Source organism: Alphaproteobacteria bacterium (assembly GCA_023898745.1).
Taxonomy (GTDB): domain Bacteria; phylum Pseudomonadota; class Alphaproteobacteria.
Window position 1 is genome coordinate 629,542 of record CP060237.1, and the last position, 21,947, is coordinate 651,488.

Here is a 21,947-nt window from a genome sequence, read left to right on the forward strand (position 1 = left end):
ACATTAGTATAACTTATTTTTGAATTAAATCATGCGTTTTTTTAATTTTTTTTCGAAAATTTCACTATACCGGTTTTGTATCCAATACCATAATACAATCCACTAAAAAATCCTGTAGCCAATAGAATGAAAATGCTGTTTTCAAGAAAAGATGGGTAAAATTTTGGCAAGAAATTGATTTTAATGAAATAGCACACCATACCACAGGTAATACTCCATACTATTACCGCAAGAATATCATGATAGTCTTCTAACATTTCAGGGTATTCTAAATATATGTAAGTGACTAGGCATAGGCAGTTTAGACAAGCTGCGATGGATGTTCCGATTGCAATACCCAAATGCCCCACATAAGGGAGTAAAACAACACTTATAATCGTATTTGTTACAACAGAAAGAATAGCGCTATATAAAGGGACCCTAGTTATGCTACGCGAAAACAAGAAGCTCAATAAAACTTTTGTTAGAATCACGAACGGAATGCCAAATGCATACATTTTAAGAGTCTTTGCTGTGTTAATTGTATCAGCGAGGGTGAATTTTCCATGAAAAAATAAAACATAAAAAATTGGATCCGCCAAAGCAATCATCAAAAAGGTGATTGGTAAAGAAAGCTGCAGAGAGCCAATGATAGAGTTATGAAACAAGGATTTAACTTCTTGAGATCCATTTTTGTATTTTGAAAAATTAGGTAGCAATACAACGCTCAAGGCCACCCCAATAATAGAGAGCGGGAACTGATTCAGGCGGTCTGCGAGAGAGAGGTATGTAATAGCGCCAACTGGTAGAAAGGTTGCTAGATAGAGGTCAATAAACAAGTTCATCTGATTAGCAAAGGATATAAGAGAATTCTTTCCTGTTTTTTTCACAATTAATGATGTTTCATCTGAGAATAACTTTGGTCGCCTCAATTTAAGGGAAAAGCTGTATTTTCGACATAAAAAGTAAAGCCATGTTATTTGAATGACTCCGGCAATTAATACGCTGTAAGACATAGCGGCAGTTGTTATGGCGGGGTGATAATTTCGAAAAGCATAAATAGAGATAATTAAACTGAAATTGAGAATAATCGGGAGTGATGATTCTGCATAGAATTTTTGATGTGTGTTGAGAACAGCGTTACAAATTGCGCATAAGGAAATGAGAAGCGCATAAGGAAAGTTGAGCTGAAACAAGAATACAAGGTGCTGAATCTCTGTTTGACCGTATCGCCCGAAAAGCATCGGAAGAAAGAAAGGTGCTGTAACTTCCATGAGCAAGACAAAGAATCCAAGCGTATATAATATGAGAGAAAAAGTATTTTGAGCAAGTGCATGAAATTTTTCTGGATCATCTCTGTGTTTAACAAGTTCTGGAATTAAAGAGACATTCAGCGCACCTTCAGCAAAAAAACGACGCATCCAGTTTGTGGATTTATATGCAATAAGGAATAGCTCATACCAAACGGATTTTCCTAAAAAATGCGTAATGAGATTATCTCTTACAAATCCTGTGAGGCGACTGATAGCGGTGAATCCTCCAAAGGTAAAAAGATGTTTTGCAATAGAATTATTTTTTTGCATGTTTTAATGTGCACTTCGTCATGGCGAGCCCGCCTTAGGCGGGTGCGGTCATCCATTACGGATCACCATGTAGCTTCGCTCCTCGTGATGACGAACCTTGTGCGAATCCTGTTTGTAGTTGTTAAGTTATAATACACAGTTTAAACTGACTAAGGTAACAAAAAATACTTTTTGGCATATGTTGTGTTATATCGTTTTAGCAGCAGGGCAAAGTAAGCGTTTTAAATCTGATGTATCAAAAGTATTATTTAAGCTTCATGGAAAAACGATTTTAGACTATGCGCTTGAAGCAATTCCTGCGCCAAAAAATGATATTTTTATTGTGGCTAATTTTGAGCATGAGGGTTATAAATGTATTCCTCAGAAAGCGCAGCTCGGAACAGGGCATGCAGTTCAAGAAGCGCTGAAGCAAATTCCACAGAAATATACAGAGTGTATTATTTTGTGCGGAGATGTTCCTTTGATTGAGCGGTCAACGCTTAGAGAGTTAGTTGAGAGCGTTAGTGATTTGACCTTGGTTGGATTTCATATAAATGATTTTACAAAACCTTATGGGCGGATTTTGAATAATGGTGAAGCGATTGTAGAATATAAAGAAGCTTCGCAAGATGTGAAGAATAACTCTTTAGCCTACTCAGGTGTTATGAAAGCATCTCGTAAAGTTTTGGATGAAACGCTGCCGAAATTAAAACCACATCCAGAGTTGTATTTGACAGAAATTGTGGAAAAATGCCGCGGAAGTCGCAGCATCATTTTTAAAACAGAAGAAGAATTTGCTGGCATCAACACAAGAGCGGATCTAGCGTATATTGAAAGGTGTTTGCAAAAAAAATGGATAAACAAACTAATGGAACAGGGTGCTGTTTTTTATAACCCTGAAACATCAAGTGTGCGTCATGATACAAACATTGCGGCAGATGTGATTGTGCATCCAAATGTGCAAATTGGGAGAAACGTGACAATTGAAAAAGGCGCTGTTATTCATCCTTTTACCGCGCTAGAAAATTGCCATATTAAAGAGGGAGTAAACGTTGGGCCATTTGCACACATTCGAGGCGATGTTGTGCTTGAGCGGGAGTCAGTCGTGGGTAATTTTGTTGAAATAAAGGGGTCTAAAATTGGTCAAGGCTCTAAGGTAAAGCATTTGAGTTATATTGGGGATGCGGTTTTAGGTAAAAATGTGAATGTAGGCGCAGGAACAATTACCTGCAATTATGATGGTGTGAACAAACACAAAACCGTTATTGAAGATGATGCTTTTATAGGATCCAATAGTACCTTGATTGCACCTATAACGATTCATGATCATGCATTTATAGGTGCGGATACGGTGCTATCTGAAGATGTGGAAGCATACGATTTGGCATTAACTCGGGCACCGAAGAAAATTGTAAAGGGTTGGCGGAAGAATCGCTCTGCAGATTAACCGTTTCTGGAGTTTATGTTTTATTAAGCAACATGTTTTTCATTACAATAGAAATCAATATTGTTAACATATTATGTTTTTATTTTTTCACTCTTTTGCTGCGGTAGTGTCACACAAACCAAATCTTATACAGGTTATGTGTAAAATTATGAATCGTGAAGATATGCCAAGTGATATGAACGTGCGTTCTGTTGAAGCGTTAAATGACCTTTTATCTAGTGGAAAGTACGACAGAGCTAGCAGGGCAGTTGTTATCAAAAATAAAAGATTATTTTTAAGAATCAATGTGGATGTGCTAGAAGATTTTTTTATGTACATGCTGTACCAAGAGTTTCAAAAAGCTTCGTCTTTAAGTCAAGATTCTATTGTAGTTTTTAATGAATACATAGAAGCATTTCATGCAAAATATAAACCCTTATTTGCTATAAGGGAGTTTAAAGAAAAAGTAGATTATTTTAGTAAAGAGTTTCATAACAAATTAAAGGGTGAGCAAAAAACACATCAGTTATGTGAATACAAATTTAATATCACACAGGGCAAGGTGGCGTATGAGGTTATAAAGGAGCAACCTGTGACTGAGCAGCTAAGCCAAGATCTATTTTTTGAAGGCTTTAGAGAGGCAACGGAAGATGAGCGTCGTCATGGCGAAAGCCCGTAAGGGGCTGTGGCCATCCATTATAGATCACCACGTCGCCTCACTCCTCGTGACGACGAATCAATGCTTACTCTTACGAAAAGATTCTAAACACACAACATTGTCTGGCAGATTATCAATTTTATCTAAACTCACATCAAACTCTAATCCGAATTGCTCATTTGGATCTACGATATGAGAAATTGTACGAAATGGGATTACAAAGTGTTCGATTTTTTCGCCAACATATAGGTCGAGACTAAAACGATCATGCCCAACTTGTAAGTTTTCATATTTATCTTCTTGCAATTCAATACACAAACCATTGCTGTATTCTTTAGCAAGTTTTGCTGGACATGTAACACCCTTAAGTTCTGGCATAAAGGTGAGTCTGATATACTCATTTTTCTTCATACCGTGATCTTCGATATGTCTTAAAACTTGAACAATTACACCGCGCAATGCATCTTGCACAATTTTATCGTAATTCAATTTAGACATAATATTTCTCCTTTTTAAATTTGGTGAGGGATTCTGTTGCTCGGCTCCCTCAAGGCCGCTTTGTTTTCACCAAACTTAAGCTGCGATTGCAGATCTAGTTTCAGCAAAATTGAAAGGTTGGAACCCTGCAATTTGCTCTGGTGAAAGCATTCTAACTGGTTTTCTGTTTCCAATTATTTTTTTCAATCCGTCACGGTGGTATTATACCGGGCAAAGAGACGTATCTTTCAAAGTGCGTCGATCCTATTTCATCCCCATAATTTTTCTTGGTGGAGACGCCGGGTACCGCCCCCGGGTCCGCTCCATCTATTACATAAGCTGTTTATTGCCATAGTCGGGATTTCCCAACATTATTATTGTAGGAAGTCAAGATTAAGTTTTCAAGTATGTATCGTTCATGGCCATAATCTGTTAACATAAAGGATATAATAATACATGAATAAAAAAATGACACAATCAAAGGAATACACATCTGAATCGATTAAAGTTTTAAAAGGGTTGGAAGCGGTTAAAAAACGTCCCGGTATGTATATTGGAGACACAGATGATGGTTCTGGTTTGCATCACATGGTATTTGAAGTTGTGGATAACTCTGTGGATGAAGCATTGGCCGGACATTGTGATAAGGTTATTGTGAAGATCGAACAAGATGGAAGTGTTTCGGTTGAAGATAATGGCCGCGGTATTCCTGTGGATATGCATGCGGAAGAAGGTGTGTCAGCAGCAGAAGTGATCATGACACAATTGCACGCAGGTGGTAAATTCGACCAAGACTCTTATAAAGTATCTGGTGGTTTGCATGGTGTAGGTGTATCTGTTGTGAACGCTTTGTCAGAGCGATTAATTTTGAAAATTAAGCGCGGTGGAAAATTATATGAAATGGAATTTGCGGATGGTGTTGCAACCTCACCATTAAAAGTTATAGGTCACGATGTAAAAGAGACAGGAACATATGTTCGTTTTTATCCATCTCCAAAGATCTTTTCTGGAACAGAATTTGATCGCAAGATTTTAGAAGCTCGCCTTCGTGAGTTAGCGTTTTTGAATTCTGGTTTGAAGATTATTCTTAAAGATGAGCGTGAAGATAAATTCTTTGAATCAACATTCTTCTATGAAGGTGGTTTGGTTGAATTCGCAAAATATCTTGGTCGTGGAAAAACATTCTTAAATGAGCAAGTGATTCATGGAAAAGGTGAAGAAAAAGCGGGTGATAAATTAATTTCTTTAGAGTTTGTTTTGCATTGGTCAGACAGTTATCACGAAACAATGATGTGTTTCACGAATAATATTCACCAAAAAGATGGTGGAACGCATTTGATAGGCTTTAGAGCTGCTATGACGCGTGCAGTTCTAGGCTATATTTCTGAAATGAAAAAAGATGTAAAGATTGCGATCACTGGTGAAGATGTCCGTGAAGGTATTGTATCTATTATTTCTGTGAAAATGCCAGATCCAAAGTTTTCTTCTCAAACAAAAGAGAAACTTGTATCTTCAGAGGTCCGTCCAATTGTTGAAAATATGGTTTCCAATGCTTTGAAGACTTGGTTGGAAGAGAATCCAAATCAAGCAAAGGTTATCATTGGTAAAGTCATTGATGCGGCATCCGCAAGAGAAGCCGCTAAGAAGGCAAGAGAATTAACGCGACAAAAGAAAAGCTCCGTTCAGTTATCTGGAAAATTGGCACAATGTCAGGAGAAAGATCCAGCATTATCCGAATTATTCATAGTTGAGGGAGATTCTGCGGGCGGTTCTGCTAAGCAAGGACGCCACCGTAAGTTCCAAGCGATTTTGCCATTGAAAGGTAAAATTATTAATGTGGAAAAAGCTCGTCTGGATAAGGTTTTATCTTCTCAAGATATTGCCACGCTTATTGCAGCCCTTGGTACAGGTATTGGAGAGGATTTTGAACCAAACAAAGCGCGTTATCATAAAATTATCATTATGACGGACGCTGACGTAGATGGTAGTCACATTCGTACATTGTTGTTAACCTTCTTCTATCGTCACATGAAAGGTTTGATTGAAAAAGGATATTTATATATTGCTCAACCACCACTTTATAAAGTGCGCCGAGGAACAAAAGATACATATTTAAAGAATGAGCGCGCATTAGATGCTTTCATTATTCATAGAAATGTCGAAGATGTAGAATTAAGTGATGGAAAATCCACATTGACAGGTGATGAGTTTGGTAAATTTCTGGAGAATTGCTATCAAATCAAGCACGGCATTAATCAGATGTACACAAAAATTCAAAGCACAGAGTTGGTCGAAGAGATTTTAAAGGCAAGCGATTTAACTGTGTTGAAAGATTGGGTGGCGCGTCATGAAGAAGATGAATGGGTAATTGAGCGTGAGCGTTATGGAACAAGAGAGACATATCACGTTTCAGAATCTGTATTTGAATCAGGTGAATTCAAGAACTTAAAAGAAAAATTTTCACGTATTGCCTTTTTTGATTTTGATAAGGCGTCTATTAAATTTAAAGAGCGCGAGCCTATTAAGACAGAAACATTTTTATCACTCATGGAACAATTGGATAAATATGCCAAGACGGGTATTATGATTAGCCGATATAAAGGTTTGGGTGAAATGAATGCAGATCAACTGTGGGAAACAACGTTGAACCCTGAAAACAGAACGTTATTGAAGGTTAGCTTAGATGATGCAGAAGCTGCTGAGCAATCTGTATCTATGCTTATGGGAGATCTTGTTGCACCACGTCGTGCGTTTATTGAAGAGAATGCGCTGAACAGTAATGTGGATACTTAATTACTTTAGAGGTTCAGGAAAGACAGGGATATAACGTCCATTTTTATCTATTATTAATTCAAAAGGATGAGTGTCTTCCGTTACATCTGATTGAAAACAAAATCTTGGGGCGCTTTTTCCAGTATACTGGCCATCTTCTAAAAGCACTCTCTCTTTGCCTTCTTCATCAACTACTGTTTTCAATATTTCTTCTTCAGTATAGGTTTGCGGTCTTGCGCGTAAATTTCCCATTCCTACAGAGTCAACCATTCTGATCACTTGTTTTTTTTCTGGATGAACTGTCGCATATAACGTTTGTAAAGGTCCGTTAGCCTGAGGTCCAAACTTGCAAAAAACAGGTTCAGGGGTCAGGCTTCGACTTTTTTCTCCTAGGCGTTTTATTTCAGGGGCGTACAGTTGCGTCATGATAGCTAAAACGCAAAGCGCATAGCAGCGTTGATAGTGAGCGGATAACACAAACATAAGCATTTCAGCCAACCCATCTCTCTCAGTTGCTGGTATTGGCACAATAGGAGGGGTGTCCAACCAAATAAAACAAAGTGCTTCATCTGAATCAGCTGGCGTTAAAGTCAAAGGTACTCTCGGATCATTTTCCTGAACTCTTTGTCTGAATTTTCGAACCAATAGATTGGAAAACTCAAATAAATCCAAGTCTCCATCTTCATCTTGCACAGCTTCTGAGGGGTAAAAAGCTACAATTTTACTAATTTCATCATGATTTGAGAATGTAAATGAGTCCTTGGGTTTAAAGGTTCTGCATTTTAAAAGAGGTTTGTCAGTTCCTTTTTCACGCAACATAGCTTCAAAAGAAAAACGATTTCTTTCGTCAACAAAAAAGTATTTTGATCCTAGGAGCGACTTTCGGGCAGAAGAGGAGCAAAAATTCCTACTTTCAACCAAATGAGATGAGCAACATGAGAGAAAGGTATGTTGCATTTGGTGTTTTGTTGCTGCATGTATCGTCCAAAACCAAAACACAATATTATTTTCTAATCTAACCACAAGAATTCTAGCAAAATATAGTTTACATATCAATCTGTAAAATAAGGCGGTATTTATAAACAAAAAAATACTTGCAATGTTAAATCTATTCATATAAATTGCAAATAGAACACTCTTGTTAGACCATGATGTTTTTTGTTCTATTCTTTTTATTGACCTTATTTTTGCTGTTAAGCGTGAAGGTTGGGGAAAATATTGTGGATATAAAAACATTCTCAACCACTTCGCTGGGGTCTTTTTCTTTTATATGTAATGTAACCTCCTCTTTTATTGGTGGAATTTTTATTCTCGGAAATATAGAGAATGGATTTTATTACGGCATTTCTCCTCTTATAGGGTTTTTAGGTTTTCCCTTTCAACTTCTTCTTGTTGGGCTTATGATTTCTCCTAGAAGAATAAAAGCTCTGACAGTTGGAGAGATGTGTGAGCTCTACTACGGTAAGTATTTTAGGATTTTTATGGGGTTAGTGGTGACAATTTTTAACCTAAGTGTGATCACCGCCATGATATACTCCATGAGCCTTGCGCTAACCTCTTTTGGACCTATTGCAGTTGTTTCAACTGTTATTTGTTCTTTAATATTTTTGCTGTGTTGTTGTTATGGAGGAGTGATAACGGCCGTCTATTTAGGTGTGTTGCAGTTTTTGATTATGTTGCTTGGTGTTTTGATAGGTACCTTGGTTGTTATTTTTTGTTGTGAAGGGGTAGGGGGTTTTTTTGCAGCAATTCCAAGTGGGCATTTTCACTTTCCTGATGGGCATTCTTATGCAAAAATTTTTTCTATCTTTATAGGATTTTCTTTAGGGAATGCATTGATGCCTCCGGTTTTGCAAACGATTAATCTTGCACAAACAAAGGGGCAGGCAAGATCGGGTTATCTTATGGCTAGTTTTTTTATCGCCTTATTTGCATTGTTTTTTACGCTTTGTGGTATGGGTTTTGCGGCTTTTAATGTTGGTTCTTTAGGAGATTTGTTTAAGAACGCCTTTCTCCTCATGCCTTTTTGGTTGAAAGTTTTTGCGGCTTTTGGATTACTGATTGCTGCATTATCTTCTGTGGATACATTTCTCAACATTGCATCAACAGCTTTTGTGAAGGATGTGGTGAAGTTTCTTGATTCTGAAGTTGATGAGTTAAAGGCTGTGCGTTTGTGTGTATTCGTGTTTGGATTTATATGTTTATTTCCTGTTCTTTTTATTTCATCTGACTTATTTGATGTTTTATTTTTTATCTATAAATTTTGGGGACCTTTGTTGGCTGCTGTTTTGATTGGTATTCATTTTAAAAAACCGATTCAAATAAAGCATTTTTGGGTTATATCTTTTTTGACTTTATGCGCCATGGGTTTATGGAATATTTTAGGATTAGAAGGCAAAACGGATATAAGTGATTTGGTCATTGGGTTAGGGGTGAATTTTTTGTTGTATGGTCTTGCTAGAGGGACACAACGTCAAACGCAAGTCTAAATCTTCCAAATATACCTTTGCCTAAACTCTCTTGTGTTAAATATAAAGGCGCCCATGCAACACCTGTTTCTAGAAGCATTAATTTAAGGTATTCAGGCAGGTCTTGGATTTTAAGTTCCGATGGTAGTCTGAGTTTCATTATTTCATATTCTGAGGAGTTTTTAGGTACTCGAACTTCTGCAAATGAACCTTGAGTATCTGTTTTATTAAACACGATTTTTTGAGTATCTTGAAAATAGATACGCTCATTGGTATTCAGAAGTGGCCTTGCATCAGTTTTTAACGCGGTGACCCATTCAGAGATATTATCAAGTGCTGTTGTGAAATAGACTATTCTTAAAGACCCTCTTAAATATGTAAGAGAGTTGTCAGGCATAACATTGACAGTATAGTCGCAGAAATCAACCGGACTAGCTTCTGATCCCTGCATTAATCCGATTCTTCTTGTATCTTTTGTTAAAGGTTTAAAGAGTTTTTCTGTTAATTCACCCGAAATTTTTGCTATAAAGTGTTCTGTTTTTAAAGCTGCCATTTCTGCAATGCCACCTTCTGAGGCGGTTGATCATCCAACCCAATAAAAAGCAGTAATTTTTTTCGTTGGATCTTCTTGTGAGCTGTGGCAAAGCTTTAACATAGCTTTTGGATCGGACAGACGACCTGATACGCGCGCATTCCAAAAATCCCTAACCGCAGAGTATTCTGGCACCTTTCCAGTTGTGTAATGTAATGCACTCACTCTTGCTTTAAGGAATGCAGCAAAATCAGAAGCGGCATTTATTTCTTCTTCTGTTTTTGGCGCGACTCCTTCTGCAGTTTGGAGGCAAAAGGTAAAATCGGTTGCTGCATCATCAGATCCTACTGTTATAGTGGTTTGCATAAAAACTTTAAGCTCATTCCTACCATCTTCATTTACTCTATGTTGAAAAATTTGAGATCCTTGAAAAGGAGCGAACTCTTGCTGAGTTGCAAAAAGAAAAAACATTTTTCCATGTATTAAGTCTTGCTATCTCTTTTATAACGCGACGAACCAGAAAAAATCAAATCGCTCGTTTGTGCAATTCTACTCTCTTATCCAAATAGCTATACAAGGCGTCGCTCACGATGTGACATATCATGCCAAAAAATACATAAATATAAAGACACCCCAAGATAACAGGGTAATCTAAATTTTTTGTTGCTTGAAAGCTTAAATACCCCAACCCTTGTAGGGAAAATAAAATTTCCACAGCAAGTGTGCCGTAAAAAAACATATACAAAAAGATGTGTGAAAAAGACGACAATGTAACCAAAAAAGCATTTTTTACACAGTGTCTGAAAGTGATATAAGTTTTTGATGCGCCTTTAGCTTTTAACATCAAAACGTATGGTTGAGCTAATTCATTCACAAGGGCATTTTTCATAAGGAGAGTGGGTTTAGGCAGCATAAATAGCGTGAGTGTTAAGAGTGGTAAGATTAGACTTGGCAGTGAATTTCCAAAATAAAACAGTAAAAAAGATCCGGTTGCGAAAGGTGGAATAGAATATAATCCTCCTAGAGCAAATGTAGAAAGCCAATCTAAAGTTTTTCTATGGTTTAAAGCTTTTAAAATTCCCAAGGGGAGTGCAAGCAAATATGTAAGCAGCATACCAAACAATCCAAGTTTTAAGGAAATAGGAATATGTTCTTTGATGAGTTTTCCTACGGATTTTTTGTTAACCTGACTTATCCCAAAATCAAGCTTTGCATATTGCTTGAGTGTTTTGACATATTCTTGCTGTATAGATCGAGTTGTATCTTTAGATGAAGCATGAACAAGAAAAAAATTTAACGTCATGACAAAGAAAAGCGTTGGGATAATGAGAAGAATACGTTTGAGAAAATACATGGGCTTTTATTTTAAGGTAGCAAAAAATGTATCAGCAGGCTATCATTCGTCATCACGAACCTTGCGTAGCAAGGTGCAGTGAGCCATATACCATGGATGGCCACGATTTTCTTACAAAAATCTCGCCATGACGTATTTTATAAATTTACCAATTCTTCATAATTGGATCGTTAATATAACATATGCATTTGAAACAAAAGAGTTTTGTTTTTGAGATTGATATTACGAATTATTTTTATTGTTTTGTTCGGAATGTTTTTTGTACGTTATGAGCAAATCCACCGTTTTAAAGTGTTTTCGCATCAAGACGCTATTCATATCGTAGACAAGAAAACACGCGCCGTATTTCGCTGCGAGGATGGAAAGTGTAGACGATATTTTTATTATGGACCAAAATTTTTTATTTATGATCCACTGCCAGATTTTTCGTCAAGCCCTCTAAAAGATGTTCCCCTTTTATCTGAAGAAGATCGCGAGTATTTTGAGAGCGCAAAGACTTACAAGGCAATAGAATCTGATGCGCCTTCAGCAAAAAAGAAGAGCGGATCTTACAAAAAAGAACTAGAAGATACCGCAAAAAGTGCAGCGGCATCTATTGCAAAAGATCCTCGAACTTATGTTGATATAGCGAATCAATATGAAAAGCGGAAGGATAAGAAGGGTGGGTGAATTTCAGGTGTTCGTCATGGCGAGAGTTCTAAGAAGTCGTGGCCATCCATCATTGGATCACCACGGCGCTACGTGCCTCATGATGACGGCTCTTCGATGAGTAGCACTTACGATAAAGGTATTAAAAAAGAGCTTAAAGCCATAAATTATCTCAAAGCGCAAAAATACAAAATTTTACACCATCGCTATCGCTCAAGATATGGTGAGATTGATATCATCGCCACAAAAGGCGATGTTGTTATTGCAGTAGAAGTGAAATTGCGCCAGTCATTTTTTGATGCAAGAACGTGCATTACCAGGCGGCAAATGCAGAGAATAGAAGAAGGGTTACTAGATTTTATTAGCAAAGATATTGCATATAAAAACCACTCATTGCGTATGGATGTAATTTTGTTTGTGGGGAATGAGCAGGTTCATATTGAAAATGCGTGGGTGTAAAAGACATTGAAGAAATTCATCACGAGGCGCGTGGCGCCGTGGTGATCCACATGGATAGCCACAATTTTCTTTCGAAAATTTCGCCATGACGGCATCTACCGTAGGTAAGAAATTTAAATTTTCTGCGAAATTCAATCAAAAACATCTTGTATTTTAACCTGAATATTGTGTTAATATGGGGATCCAAGGAAAACGCGTATAAAATTGATGCATAAACCGGTTATGGTTCAGGAAATGATAGATGTTTTGCAGCCCAAGGATGGTTGTGTCTATATAGATGCAACGTTTGGTGGAGGTGGATACTCTAAGGCCATTAAAGCGGTTGCACCAAAAGCAAAAATCATCGCATTTGATCGAGATCCTATGATTCAAAAAACACAAACAGTTGAAAAATACGCTGATATTTTCCATTGTGATACCTTTAGTCATATAGCAGAATATGTTAACACTAGAGTAGACGGGGTTGTTTTTGATTTTGGCGTTTCGTCATTTCAAATCGATGAAGCAACGCGGGGTTTTTCATTTCAAAAAGAAGGTCCTTTGGATATGCGAATGTCTCAGGAAGGCTTAAGTGCGGCAGATGTTGTGAATACATTTAGTGAAAAAGAGCTAGCTGATATCATCTATTACTATGGCGATGAAACACGGTCCTATCGTGTTGCAGACGCTATCGTAAAAAATCGCCCCTTTTCAACAACATTACAGTTAGCAAATGTGGTAGCAAAAGTTGTGCCTAAGGGTAAAATTCATCCTGCAACAAAAACTTTCCAAGCGTTACGTATTTTTGTAAATAATGAACTTGAAGAAATTAAAAAAGGTGCAGAAGGTGCTTTGTCTGTTTTGAAAGATGGTGGAAAGTTGATTGCGATCACGTTTCATGGTTTAGAGGATCGTGCGCTTAAAGAAGCGACAAAGGACCTGAAGGAAAAGGCGAAATTATTCCCTTCAAAAACAGAAATTCGAGAAAATGTAAGAGCGCGCTCTGCTAAGTTGCGGTGGTTTGAGAAAATGAGTCAGGGCAAGCGGCCGTCATGGCGAGCTGGCCATAGCGTAAGCGAGGGCGGCGTAGCCATCCAGAAAGACATCATGGATTACCGCGACGCTTCGCGCCTCGTGATGACGGAGGATGAGTCGTGAAATACTTCATTCTTGGTATTACAATTCTTTTAGGTTTTATTTGTCTATATCAAGTGAAGTATATGGTTGAAGGATGTATGCAGCGTAACGCAACACTTCTTAGTGATATTCGAAAAACAGATCAAGAAATCCGCTTATTGAAAGCAGATTGGGCTTATCTCAACAGACCGGCTCGACTCGCTTCCTTATCTGAAAAACTTTTAGGTCTTGAGCCAATTTCCTCCTCTCAAGTACAGGAGATGTCATGAGTTTGGATTGGTTGAAGCAATTAACAACATGGCACAATCCAAGAGAGCAGCACCCAAGCTTTGCAAGGAAAAGAATCTGGCTTGTCTTTACATCATTTATTGCATTGTATGGACTGATCGTTGTTCGGTTGTTTAGTTTTGTGTTGATTTCACCTGAGATCAAAAAAGATTTTTTTGAGCAGAGCTCTTCACCTAGATTTGATATTTTAGATAGAAATGGCGAATTAATCGCAACAGATATTGTAACATACTCAATTTACGTCGATCCTAAAGCAATTTTAGATCAAGACGAAACGGTGTGTGCTTTGGTGAAGGCACTACCTAGATTTACAAAGAAAGAAATTTTAGAAAAACTCAATCAAAAAGGGCGGTTTATTTGGGTTGCACGACATCTTGATCCTGAATTAAAAGACAAGATTTTTAATTTAGGTTTATCAGGTGTGTTTGTGAAAGAAGAATACAAAAGAACCTATCCTAACGGCGCTCTTGTTTCTCATATTGTAGGGCATTGTGATATTGATAATCAGGGAATTTGCGGAATTGAACGTTCCTATGAAGATATGTTGCGAAAAAAAGCGCCTGTCACGTTATCACTTGATTTGAGATTGCAGCATATTGTGCGTCGTGAATTAAAAAAAGGCATTAAAGCAAGCAAGGCTGTTGCTGGAAATGCTTTGATTATGGATCAAGATGGTCAATTACTTTCCGCTGTATCTTTGCCAGATTATCACAGCGATCGTGTTGAGGATATTAAAAATACTTTTAATCGTAATTTTCAAGGTGTCTATGAAATTGGGTCTGTACTAAAAATTTTGAATGTTGCAATTTCACTTGAGACGGGCGTAGTACACAATGATAGCGTTTTTGACGCAAGGGCGCCTGCGCGAATAGGGAGGTTTTTGGTTCGAGATTTTAAAGCAAAAAATAGAATATTGACTTTAACTGAAGCGTTTATTTATTCTTCCAACATCGCCATGATTGAAATGGCAAACTGTTATGGGGATAAATTTGGGATTGATACACAAAGAAAGTTTTTTAAAAAGTTGGGGCTTTTAGATCCGCTTGATCTTGAGGTTAAAGAGCTTGGATATCCTATTATGTCTCAAAAGTGGACAAGGGCAACGTTTCAAGCTTTAGCATATGGGTATGGTTTAGCTATGCCTCCCATATCATTTTTAACCACCACTGCCAATGTTTTGAATAATACAAAAATCGTGCCAAGCTTAATCAAGGGGGCTTATAAATCAAAGAATGAAGAGAGGGTTTTTAAGCCCCGCGTTTCAAAAACTGTTGAAAGATTGATGCGAGAGGTTGTGTTGCACGGATCAGGGGCGCCAACGAATATTCCAGGATATAATATTATTGGAAAGACAGGGACAGCGCTTCAATGCCGGGATGGGCAGTATGATCAAAACGCACGTAACACAACGTTTGTGTCGTGCTTGATTGACGAAAAAACAAACAGAAAGTTCTTTATTCTTGTAATGATGGAGGCGCCAAAACCTGTTGAAGGGACGTACGGATTTGCAACAGCTAGATGGAATTGCGTTCCAGTAACAAAGAAAATCATAGGGCAAATTGCACCTATTTTAGGTGTGGTGCCGGATAAAAATTTGGAGGGGAAATATGACAAAAGTATCTAAGTGTTCTTTAAAAGTTGTGTATACAACAGTAGACAAATTGTTAAAAGCTGAGGCGCTGGCAATGAAAGCGGTTTCACTCAAACACGTCTCTTGTGTGAATATTCATCCAAATGTAACCTCAATTTACTCTTGGAAAGGCGCAATAGAAAAGGGTGAAGAGGTTTCTCTTATGTTTAAAGTGACAGATAGTCATTTAAATCAATTTCTAAAGTGGCTTGATTTACATCATCCTTATGATGACCCATCTGTGTTGGTGTATGATGTGGAGGCTGTGAATTTAAGCTCGTCATCCTTGAGTGCTTAAAAAAAGACTCGTCATGGCGAGCGAAGCGTGGTCATCCATATAGATCACCACGTCGCTTGGCTCCTCGTGATGACGACTTTAACTAAAACAACGGCAATGTATCGCGGAACTTCTCTGCTGTTTCAGACAACCAATCATAACAATCGTCAGAAACTAAAGAGTAAATATTTTGCATAATAAGATCAGAGTGATAATGCCTTAGCCACTTTTTTTCTTTTTCTGTTAAAGCATCAAAATTAATTAATTCGGGTTCAAAAGGCACATAGGTTAACGTTTCGAATGTAAGGTAGTCTGTGTGCTCTTCTGATGGAACTACGCAAACAAGATTTTCTAGGCGAATGCCAAACGCTCCTTCTTGGTAGTAACCTGGCTCAACTGATAGCACCATACCTTCTTCCAAAGCAACATTATTAGGTTTTGAAGATATAGACTGAGGGCCTTCATGCACATTCAAAAATGCACCTACACCGTGACCTGTACCATGTGGATAATCTAACCCTAATTCCCACAAAAACATACGCGCTAAACAATCGAGCTGATGACCTGTTGTGCCTTTTTTGAATACGCAGCTTGATAATGCAATCACACCTTTTAAAACCGCTGTATAAATTTCTTTAAAGGTATGAGTTGCATATTGCCCACCACCTTTAACGATAGTGCGAGTTACATCGGTTGTGCCGCCCCAGTATTGTCCACCAGAATCTACTAAAAATACATCGCCATTTTCTACAGTTTTATTTGTTTTTTTGGTTGGTCTGTAGTGGATAATTGCAGAATTTTCTTTTGCGCCTGCAATGGTAGGGAAGCTTGGTTGTAAGAACTGTCTTTGTAGTTGTCTGAATTGTAACAAAATATCACTTGCTGTTAACTCAGTGACAGCCTCTTCTGTTGTGGATAGCCATGTCAAAAACTCTGATAGTGCGGCACCATCTCTTCTATGTATAAGGCGCATATATTGAAGTTCCATAGTATTTTTACGCGCCTTCTTTAAACGAATCGTATCGCTCTGCACAACATGTTTTTTAAGTGTGTCAGAGATAATAAATGACGCAGATGCAGAAATAATAACAGAGTGTTTTTTGAGTTTTTTTAAGCGAGGGATTAATTTAGCTTTCGAAAACGTCAGAACATTTTCAAACATATCTTCATATGCTCCATCAGCAAAAAGCTCGACAGAGCCTTCTTTGTTAACAAGGGCATAGCCATTAACAACCGGTGTAAATTCTCTTGCCGTATCACGGATGTTTAAGAGCCAAGATACACTTTCTGGATCAGTCACCAGCACGTAATCATGTGATTCAAGAGTTTGTCCAAGCTCAAGTCTTTTATCGAAAGAGTTTTGCCCAGAGAGAGGGTAGTAAGTAATTTGCGGTAGAATTCTTTTTTTGCGTTTTTCCATAGGCCACAATTCATCAAAAAAACCTTCAACAGGGTGAAAGGTATTATCTTGAGTTTTATATGTCTCAATTTCTTTATTTGTGAATAACCATGGATCAAAAACAATTTTTCCTGAAGTGTTGGCGCAGATCCATGATTTAAGTTGATTAATATCCAAGATTTCAAATCGCTTGCATTCATCTTTTGCTTGAATTGTATAACGCCCATCTACAAACAAAACAGCGTCTTTTTGTGTAATAACGGCCACGCCATAAGATCCTGTAAAGTTTGTTGCCCAGTTCAGATAATCATCACAAGGCTCAACAAATTCCGAACGAAATTCATCCCATTTAGGAATGATGATGCCTTCGCTTTTTTGGTCTTTAAGAGCTGTTCTTATGTGGTTGATTTTTGAGACTGTCATAACACGCCTCCTTTACAAGGGATAGGTTAGCTAAATGAGCTCAATGTTTTTGATGGTGTAATACATAGGTCCAACGGGTGTTGTAACTTCAACAGACTCGCCAACTTCTTTTCCAATCAACGCCCTGCCAAGAGGAGAGGTGATAGAAAGTAAATTTTTTTCAATATTTGCTTCGTCACTCCCAACAAGCTGATATTTTTTGATGCGATCGCCGTGATCTTCATCTTGTAAAGTAACGGTAGCGCCAAATATAACTTTGGATGCAGCTTCGCCTTTATTGATATGAATTACCTCTGACATGTTGATCTTATTTTCTAGATAACTGATTCTGGCCTCAATCATACCTTGACGATCTTTGGCAGAATGGTACTCGGCATTTTCTGACAAGTCCCCATGTTCACGTGCTTCAGCAATAGCTTTGATCACCTTAGGTCTTTCATGAGTTTTGAGATGTTTTAGCTCTTCTTCTAAAGCATCAAAACCATTTTTTGTGATAGGGTGCTTCTGATCCATTTTTTCCTATTTTTGTGTATAAAAAATAATCTCTTATTCTATGCTAACTGATTCTCTAAAGATAAACAACATATTTGTTATAAATTTATAGTTTCTTTAGGGTATTATGGAAATAATTGATCCGCGCCCAACCCTTTTTATTCTATTATCCTGAGGATGTTGTAGGAGCTTCTTCGTCACATCGTTCTTCAGAATGAGGCTGTTATAACGTTAACCCCTTCAGCGCTGCAGTTTCGGCTCTCAAAATATTTTCATGCAGCTTAATACCTGTTGTATATATACGCAGCATTTGAATTTCCTCTTTTGAGAAGCCGCCTTCTGGGCCTATGATAATGCCATATTCTTTATTTGAAGTTGTATTTTGCCCTTCAAAATCTCCGAAGAACCAAGGAATACAGAGAGTGTTGTCATGGCGAGCGCTCGCAGAGCACGCAGCCATCCATTTTGGATCACCACGGTCTGCGTTGCAGACCTCGTGATGACGACCTACACTTTCGATGAAGTGTTTTAAAGTTTGTAAAGGCGCAAGCGCCGGAATATCCATCCGCCCGCATTGTTCAACACTTTCAGTGATAATTTTCTCATAACGCTCATGTTTAAAATGTGAAAACTGACAGTGTTGAGATGTGAGAGGGTAGAGGTGTGTAGCTCCAAGTTCTACAGCTTTTTCAATTAAAAAACTAAGGCGATTGGGTTTAATTAAGACAAAGGCGAGTGCTTTAGTAGGAGGTGTTTGAAATTCTCTCATTTTTCGACCACATATATATGTTTCCATCTCCATTTCAAATTCGCCCGTTTCGTTAAATACACGAAAGATATCTCCTTTTTTAAGGCGCATGACATTTTTGAGATAATGTTTTTGTTCTTTGGAGAGGGTAAGGAGGTCTTTTGCATAAATTCGAATCATGTTTTCTCTATAATCCTGAGTTGAAGGCGAAGAATCTTCTTTAAGCTACACTCAGAATGATGTCTAATTGATTATTTTGCTTAATGTACACATCGGCTTTTTCAATGTCAAATTATCTTGGAAAAATTTCTTGCTCTTTTAAATCTTTTGTTGCAAACTGAACATATAATATTGCGAGCTTTTTGACTATTGAATATTAAATCTTTTATCAGCGGTGTGCAAAAGGAATTCAACAGGATCTCATGGCCCACAGTGCAAGAAACGAAAATCACAACAATTGTTGTTGTGATTTTGTCTTTTATTATGGGTCTTTATTTTATGCTTGTTGATCGCATTATTATTAAGATGTTGACTTTGATATTGGGCGTGTGATGTCGGATTTTAAGTGGTATGCAGTTCATATTTATTCAGGCTTCGAAGAGAAGCTTATAGAAGAGATATGGGCCAATGCTAAGAAAGCGAAACTGGATAAATATATTAAAGAAATATATGTGCCAAAAGAGAAGATTGCACGTGTTGTAAGAGGGAAAAAGGTGAGTAAAGAGCGTAGTTCTTTTTCAGGCTATATCTTTATTAAAGCTGTCCTCATAGACCACCTTCATAACTTAATCAAAAATACAGAGAGAGTCGTAGATTTCTTATCAACGGCTTCAAATGTTCCAATTGTGGTCTCTGAGGCAGAGATTACAAAAATCAAAGCAAAATCAGAAGAAAGCTTAACAAAAGAGGATGTTGATACATTTGAATTAGGTGAACTGATTAAGATGACGGATGGTGCGTTTTCTGGCTTCAATGGTGTAATCAAGGAAGTTTTAGAAGATGGGCATAAGTTCAAAATTGAAGTCACGATATTTGGAAGGCCGGTTATGATCGATCTTGCCAAAGAATCTGTTCAAAAAGTAAGTGCATAGGGGGTTTTTATGGCAGTAAAGAAAAAAGTTGCAGGCATGGCGCAACTTCAAGTTGAAGCAGGCAAAGCAACGCCTGCAGGAAAGTTAGGACAAAGCTTAGGTCCTAAAGGTATTAATATTATGGAGTTTTGTAAGGCATTTAATGCAAAAACCCAGAAATTAGAACCAGGAACGCCTGTTCCAGTTGTGATGACGATTTACGCAGATCGTTCATTTGATTTCATCACAAAGACACCTCCAAATTCTTACTATATTAAACAATACGCAAAGATCAAGAAAGGCTCAAGCGCGCCTGGGAGAGATATGATTGGAACAATTTCAGCAAGCGCATTAAAAGAAATTGCGGCAATTAAGCTTGAAGACACAAACGCAAACGATCTAGATGCGGTTGTAAAGATGTTAGAAGGCTCAGCTCGTTCTATGGGCTTGAATGTGACGGAAGGATAAGATTATGAGCAAAAGATTAAAAGGTATAAACGAAAAAGTTGATCGTACAAAAACTTATGCTGTAGAGGATGCTGTAAAAGTTTTAAAAGATAACGCAAAAGCAAAATTTGATGAATCTATAGATATTGCTATCAATCTGAATATTGAAACGGCAAAAACAGATCAAAACGTGAGAGGTAGTGTTGTATTACCAAATGGTACAGGTCGAAAAACGGTTGTTGCTGTGATTGCGCGTGATGAAAAAGCGAAAGAAGCAAAAGCAGCGGGCGCGGATATTATAGGCGCTGAAGATTTGATTGAAAAAATTAAAAAAGGCGACATCGGGTTTGATGCCTGCGTTGCAACGCCTGATATGATGGGTCTTCTTGGTCAAGTTGCGAAAGTTCTAGGTCCAAAGGGTTTGATGCCAAATCCAAAACTTGGAACTGTAACATTAAATGTTGAAGATATTGTGAAGTCTTTAAAAGCGGGCCGTGTGAACTATAAGAATGACAAAGGTGGTGTTGTTCACGCTATCGTTGGAAAGTCTAGTTTTGATACAGAGAAACTTGCAGAAAATATCAAAGTATTTATTGAAAATATCAGCGATGCAAGACCATCAGGTGCAAAAGGAAAATTTATTAAGAGTATACATTTATCAACAACACAGGGGGTATCTCTTATGTTAGAGGCATAACCGAATTACCGAGGGGCTTATGTCTGTCGGAGACTGCTGATTCTTCTGAGGAAGTTTAATTGACGCATGATGTGTCAGTCAGCATAGATAACAAATTAAGGAGAAAATAATGAATAGAGCAGAAAAAGAAACGCTCGTTACATCATTAAGAGAATCTTTAAGTAGCAAAGACTTTATGGCTGTTGTAAAAAACAACGGTTTGACGGTTGCAGACCTTACAAAACTCCGAAAGGAAGTGGGTAATCTTGAGGGTGCAACTTATAGAGTTGTGAAAAACACTCTCATGAAGCTTGTGGTTAAAGATACGGATATGGCAGGATTGAGCGAATCTTTTGTTGGGCCAACTGCCTTTGCGTCCAGTGATGATTACATCGGGCTTGCAAAAGTTTTGGTTGAATTTGCGCAGTCAAATGAAAAGTTAGTTGTTCAAGCAGCTGCTTTACAAGGTAAAATTTTGAGCAATAAAGATGTGGTTGAGCTGTCTAAACTTCCAACATACAAGGAAGCTATGGCTCAAGTTGTGGCAATGCTACGAGCACCAGCTATGGAACTACACAGGGTAATAGACCTAATTGGAAAACAAGAATCTGAACAAGAAGAGAAAGGGGCATAAAATGTCAAAAATAGAAAAATTAGCTGAAGAAATCAAAGGATTGAGCGTTTTAGAAGCTGTAGAGCTTGCGAAGAAAATCAAAGAAGATTTGAATCTTCCAGATGCAGCGCCTGTAATGATGATGGCTGGTGGAGCAGCTGGCGGAGCTGGTGCAGCAGAAGAGAAAGATGAAGTAACTGTTGAACTAACAGAAGTTCCAGCAGATAAGAAAATTGCTGTATTGAAGCAAATCCGTGAAATTCTTGGACTTGGTCTTGCTGATGCAAAAGCTTTCGTTGAATCTACGCCAAAAGTTGTGAAAGAAGAAGTTGCAAAGAACGAAGCAGAAGAGCTTAAGAAGAAATTAGAGGAAGCTGGAGCAAAAGTAACTCTTAAATAATTTCTTTATTAATCAACGTTGAAAGAGTAGGGG

25 protein-coding genes and 1 other RNA gene are annotated in these 21,947 nt (G+C 37.8%); 16 read left to right on the forward strand and 10 right to left on the reverse strand.

The features are described from left to right. Positions 1-41: 41 nt before the first annotated feature. Positions 42-1,562 carry a murein biosynthesis integral membrane protein MurJ gene (gene murJ / locus H6850_03150; protein USO02085.1) on the reverse strand — a complete coding sequence of 507 codons (1,521 nt, stop codon included), beginning with the start codon at positions 1,560-1,562 and terminating at the stop codon, positions 42-44. 178 nt (positions 1,563-1,740) lie between these two features. Here murJ and glmU point away from each other — a divergent pair, with 178 nt between their 5' ends. After that, on the forward strand, positions 1,741-2,988 hold the full coding sequence (gene glmU / locus H6850_03155) for a bifunctional UDP-N-acetylglucosamine diphosphorylase/glucosamine-1-phosphate N-acetyltransferase GlmU (GenBank protein USO02086.1): 1,248 nt from the start codon (positions 1,741-1,743) through the stop codon (positions 2,986-2,988). Positions 2,989-3,061: 73 nt separating this feature from the next. Continuing rightward, the gene (locus H6850_03160) at positions 3,062-3,646 is read left to right on the forward strand and encodes a hypothetical protein (protein USO02087.1); all 585 of its coding nucleotides are present in this window, start codon (positions 3,062-3,064) and stop codon (positions 3,644-3,646) included. Between the two features lie 57 nt (positions 3,647-3,703). Here H6850_03160 and H6850_03165 read toward each other — a convergent pair whose 3' ends face one another. Both H6850_03165 and ssrA read right to left on the reverse strand, forming a co-directional pair. Beyond that, positions 3,704-4,123, reverse strand: coding sequence for a hypothetical protein (locus H6850_03165; protein USO02088.1), 420 nt, complete (start codon positions 4,121-4,123; stop codon positions 3,704-3,706). Between the two features lie 22 nt (positions 4,124-4,145). Continuing rightward, positions 4,146-4,511, reverse strand: a transfer-messenger RNA (tmRNA) gene (ssrA, locus tag H6850_03170). A gap of 47 nt (positions 4,512-4,558) precedes the next feature. Here ssrA and gyrB point away from each other — a divergent pair. Continuing rightward, positions 4,559-6,895, forward strand: coding sequence for a DNA topoisomerase (ATP-hydrolyzing) subunit B (gene gyrB / locus H6850_03175; protein ID USO02089.1), 2,337 nt, complete (start codon positions 4,559-4,561; stop codon positions 6,893-6,895). Here the strand turns inward: gyrB and H6850_03180 are convergent, their stop codons facing one another. Then, positions 6,896-7,990, reverse strand: a complete 1,095-nt coding sequence (locus H6850_03180; GenBank protein ID USO02090.1) for a hypothetical protein — start codon at positions 7,988-7,990, stop codon at positions 6,896-6,898. 32 nt (positions 7,991-8,022) lie between these two features. Between H6850_03180 and H6850_03185 the strand changes: the two genes are divergently transcribed. After that, complete coding sequence (locus tag H6850_03185) at positions 8,023-9,363, forward strand: hypothetical protein (protein ID USO02091.1); 1,341 nt, start codon at positions 8,023-8,025, stop codon at positions 9,361-9,363. On the opposite strand, the gene H6850_03190 is transcribed toward H6850_03185, so the two are convergent. From H6850_03190 to H6850_03200, 3 genes are read right to left on the reverse strand one after another with little or no spacing between them, the layout of a single operon-like run. Then, positions 9,332-9,895: a hypothetical protein gene (locus H6850_03190; protein ID USO02092.1), complete on the reverse strand. Its 564-nt coding sequence runs from the start codon at positions 9,893-9,895 to the stop codon at positions 9,332-9,334. The two genes, H6850_03185 and H6850_03190, sit on opposite strands and share 32 nt — an antisense overlap. A gap of 30 nt (positions 9,896-9,925) precedes the next feature. Then, complete coding sequence (locus tag H6850_03195) at positions 9,926-10,345, reverse strand: hypothetical protein (GenBank protein ID USO02093.1); 420 nt, start codon at positions 10,343-10,345, stop codon at positions 9,926-9,928. Between the two features lie 55 nt (positions 10,346-10,400). Beyond that, entirely contained in the window at positions 10,401-11,228 is an 828-nt protein-coding gene (locus tag H6850_03200) for an ABC transporter permease (protein USO02094.1), read from the reverse strand. A 252-nt stretch (positions 11,229-11,480) separates the two neighbouring features. Between H6850_03200 and H6850_03205 the strand changes: the two genes are divergently transcribed. The 6 genes from H6850_03205 to H6850_03230 all read left to right on the forward strand — a co-directional run bounded on the left by H6850_03205 (position 11,481) and on the right by H6850_03230 (position 15,667). Continuing rightward, entirely contained in the window at positions 11,481-11,897 is a 417-nt protein-coding gene (locus tag H6850_03205) for a hypothetical protein (protein ID USO02095.1), read from the forward strand. A 96-nt stretch (positions 11,898-11,993) separates the two neighbouring features. Next, positions 11,994-12,335: a YraN family protein gene (locus H6850_03210; GenBank protein ID USO02096.1), complete on the forward strand. Its 342-nt coding sequence runs from the start codon at positions 11,994-11,996 to the stop codon at positions 12,333-12,335. Between the two features lie 207 nt (positions 12,336-12,542). Then, the gene (gene rsmH / locus H6850_03215) at positions 12,543-13,472 is read left to right on the forward strand and encodes a 16S rRNA (cytosine(1402)-N(4))-methyltransferase RsmH (protein USO02097.1); all 930 of its coding nucleotides are present in this window, start codon (positions 12,543-12,545) and stop codon (positions 13,470-13,472) included. After that, positions 13,469-13,720, forward strand: coding sequence for a hypothetical protein (locus tag H6850_03220; GenBank protein USO02098.1), 252 nt, complete (start codon positions 13,469-13,471; stop codon positions 13,718-13,720). The genes rsmH and H6850_03220 overlap by 4 nt, the downstream gene beginning before the upstream one ends. Beyond that, a complete protein-coding gene (locus tag H6850_03225) occupies positions 13,717-15,363 on the forward strand; it encodes a penicillin-binding protein 2 (GenBank protein ID USO02099.1) in 1,647 nt (548 codons plus the stop codon). Before H6850_03220 ends, H6850_03225 begins: the two co-directional genes overlap by 4 nt. Beyond that, positions 15,347-15,667, forward strand: a complete 321-nt coding sequence (locus H6850_03230; GenBank protein ID USO02100.1) for a divalent-cation tolerance protein CutA — start codon at positions 15,347-15,349, stop codon at positions 15,665-15,667. The genes H6850_03225 and H6850_03230 overlap by 17 nt, the downstream gene beginning before the upstream one ends. A gap of 82 nt (positions 15,668-15,749) precedes the next feature. Here H6850_03230 and H6850_03235 read toward each other — a convergent pair whose 3' ends face one another. From H6850_03235 to H6850_03245, 3 genes are all read right to left on the reverse strand, one after another. Beyond that, on the reverse strand, positions 15,750-17,468 hold the full coding sequence (locus tag H6850_03235) for an aminopeptidase P family protein (GenBank protein ID USO02101.1): 1,719 nt from the start codon (positions 17,466-17,468) through the stop codon (positions 15,750-15,752). A gap of 30 nt (positions 17,469-17,498) precedes the next feature. After that, on the reverse strand, positions 17,499-17,981 hold the full coding sequence (gene greA, locus H6850_03240) for a transcription elongation factor GreA (GenBank protein ID USO02102.1): 483 nt from the start codon (positions 17,979-17,981) through the stop codon (positions 17,499-17,501). A 202-nt stretch (positions 17,982-18,183) separates the two neighbouring features. Then, a complete protein-coding gene (locus H6850_03245) occupies positions 18,184-18,888 on the reverse strand; it encodes a 16S rRNA (uracil(1498)-N(3))-methyltransferase (protein ID USO02103.1) in 705 nt (234 codons plus the stop codon). 189 nt (positions 18,889-19,077) lie between these two features. Here H6850_03245 and secE point away from each other — a divergent pair, with 189 nt between their 5' ends. The 6 genes from secE to rplL all read left to right on the forward strand — a co-directional run bounded on the left by secE (position 19,078) and on the right by rplL (position 21,914). Then, complete coding sequence (gene secE, locus H6850_03250; protein USO02104.1) at positions 19,078-19,260, forward strand: preprotein translocase subunit SecE; 183 nt, start codon at positions 19,078-19,080, stop codon at positions 19,258-19,260. Beyond that, positions 19,260-19,799, forward strand: coding sequence for a transcription termination/antitermination protein NusG (locus H6850_03255; GenBank protein ID USO02105.1), 540 nt, complete (start codon positions 19,260-19,262; stop codon positions 19,797-19,799). Before secE ends, H6850_03255 begins: the two co-directional genes overlap by 1 nt. A 9-nt stretch (positions 19,800-19,808) precedes the next feature. Further along, the gene (rplK, locus tag H6850_03260; protein ID USO02106.1) at positions 19,809-20,246 is read left to right on the forward strand and encodes a 50S ribosomal protein L11; all 438 of its coding nucleotides are present in this window, start codon (positions 19,809-19,811) and stop codon (positions 20,244-20,246) included. A gap of 4 nt (positions 20,247-20,250) precedes the next feature. Beyond that, complete coding sequence (gene rplA, locus H6850_03265; protein ID USO02107.1) at positions 20,251-20,922, forward strand: 50S ribosomal protein L1; 672 nt, start codon at positions 20,251-20,253, stop codon at positions 20,920-20,922. Positions 20,923-21,031: 109 nt separating this feature from the next. After that, positions 21,032-21,535 carry a 50S ribosomal protein L10 gene (locus H6850_03270; protein USO02108.1) on the forward strand — a complete coding sequence of 168 codons (504 nt, stop codon included), beginning with the start codon at positions 21,032-21,034 and terminating at the stop codon, positions 21,533-21,535. Position 21,536: 1 nt separating this feature from the next. Beyond that, positions 21,537-21,914: a 50S ribosomal protein L7/L12 gene (gene rplL, locus H6850_03275; GenBank protein ID USO02109.1), complete on the forward strand. Its 378-nt coding sequence runs from the start codon at positions 21,537-21,539 to the stop codon at positions 21,912-21,914. Positions 21,915-21,947 lie beyond the last annotated feature (33 nt).

Bases quoted from the DNA above. Each gene is read 5' to 3' on its own strand.
- greA (USO02102.1), bottom strand. From the start codon at position 17,981: ATGGATCAGAAGCACCCTATCACAAAAAATGGTTTTGATGCTTTAGAA.
- H6850_03230 (USO02100.1), top strand. From the start codon at position 15,347: ATGACAAAAGTATCTAAGTGTTCTTTAAAAGTTGTGTATACAACAGTA.
- H6850_03160 (USO02087.1), top strand. From the start codon at position 3,062: ATGTTTTTATTTTTTCACTCTTTTGCTGCGGTAGTGTCACACAAACCA.
- gyrB (USO02089.1), top strand. From the start codon at position 4,559: ATGAATAAAAAAATGACACAATCAAAGGAATACACATCTGAATCGATT.
- H6850_03245 (USO02103.1), bottom strand. From the start codon at position 18,888: ATGATTCGAATTTATGCAAAAGACCTCCTTACCCTCTCCAAAGAACAA.
- H6850_03195 (USO02093.1), bottom strand. From the start codon at position 10,345: ATGTTTTTTCTTTTTGCAACTCAGCAAGAGTTCGCTCCTTTTCAAGGA.
- rplL (USO02109.1), top strand. From the start codon at position 21,537: ATGTCAAAAATAGAAAAATTAGCTGAAGAAATCAAAGGATTGAGCGTT.
- glmU (USO02086.1), top strand. From the start codon at position 1,741: ATGTTGTGTTATATCGTTTTAGCAGCAGGGCAAAGTAAGCGTTTTAAA.
- H6850_03270 (USO02108.1), top strand. From the start codon at position 21,032: ATGAATAGAGCAGAAAAAGAAACGCTCGTTACATCATTAAGAGAATCT.
- H6850_03225 (USO02099.1), top strand. From the start codon at position 13,717: ATGAGTTTGGATTGGTTGAAGCAATTAACAACATGGCACAATCCAAGA.
- H6850_03185 (USO02091.1), top strand. From the start codon at position 8,023: ATGATGTTTTTTGTTCTATTCTTTTTATTGACCTTATTTTTGCTGTTA.
- H6850_03180 (USO02090.1), bottom strand. From the start codon at position 7,990: ATGAATAGATTTAACATTGCAAGTATTTTTTTGTTTATAAATACCGCC.
- H6850_03200 (USO02094.1), bottom strand. From the start codon at position 11,228: ATGTATTTTCTCAAACGTATTCTTCTCATTATCCCAACGCTTTTCTTT.
- rsmH (USO02097.1), top strand. From the start codon at position 12,543: ATGCATAAACCGGTTATGGTTCAGGAAATGATAGATGTTTTGCAGCCC.
- H6850_03190 (USO02092.1), bottom strand. From the start codon at position 9,895: ATGGCAGCTTTAAAAACAGAACACTTTATAGCAAAAATTTCGGGTGAA.
- murJ (USO02085.1), bottom strand. From the start codon at position 1,562: ATGCAAAAAAATAATTCTATTGCAAAACATCTTTTTACCTTTGGAGGA.
- H6850_03235 (USO02101.1), bottom strand. From the start codon at position 17,468: ATGACAGTCTCAAAAATCAACCACATAAGAACAGCTCTTAAAGACCAA.
- rplK (USO02106.1), top strand. From the start codon at position 19,809: ATGGCAGTAAAGAAAAAAGTTGCAGGCATGGCGCAACTTCAAGTTGAA.
- H6850_03210 (USO02096.1), top strand. From the start codon at position 11,994: ATGAGTAGCACTTACGATAAAGGTATTAAAAAAGAGCTTAAAGCCATA.
- H6850_03255 (USO02105.1), top strand. From the start codon at position 19,260: ATGTCGGATTTTAAGTGGTATGCAGTTCATATTTATTCAGGCTTCGAA.
- H6850_03205 (USO02095.1), top strand. From the start codon at position 11,481: ATGTTTTTTGTACGTTATGAGCAAATCCACCGTTTTAAAGTGTTTTCG.
- H6850_03165 (USO02088.1), bottom strand. From the start codon at position 4,123: ATGTCTAAATTGAATTACGATAAAATTGTGCAAGATGCATTGCGCGGT.
- rplA (USO02107.1), top strand. From the start codon at position 20,251: ATGAGCAAAAGATTAAAAGGTATAAACGAAAAAGTTGATCGTACAAAA.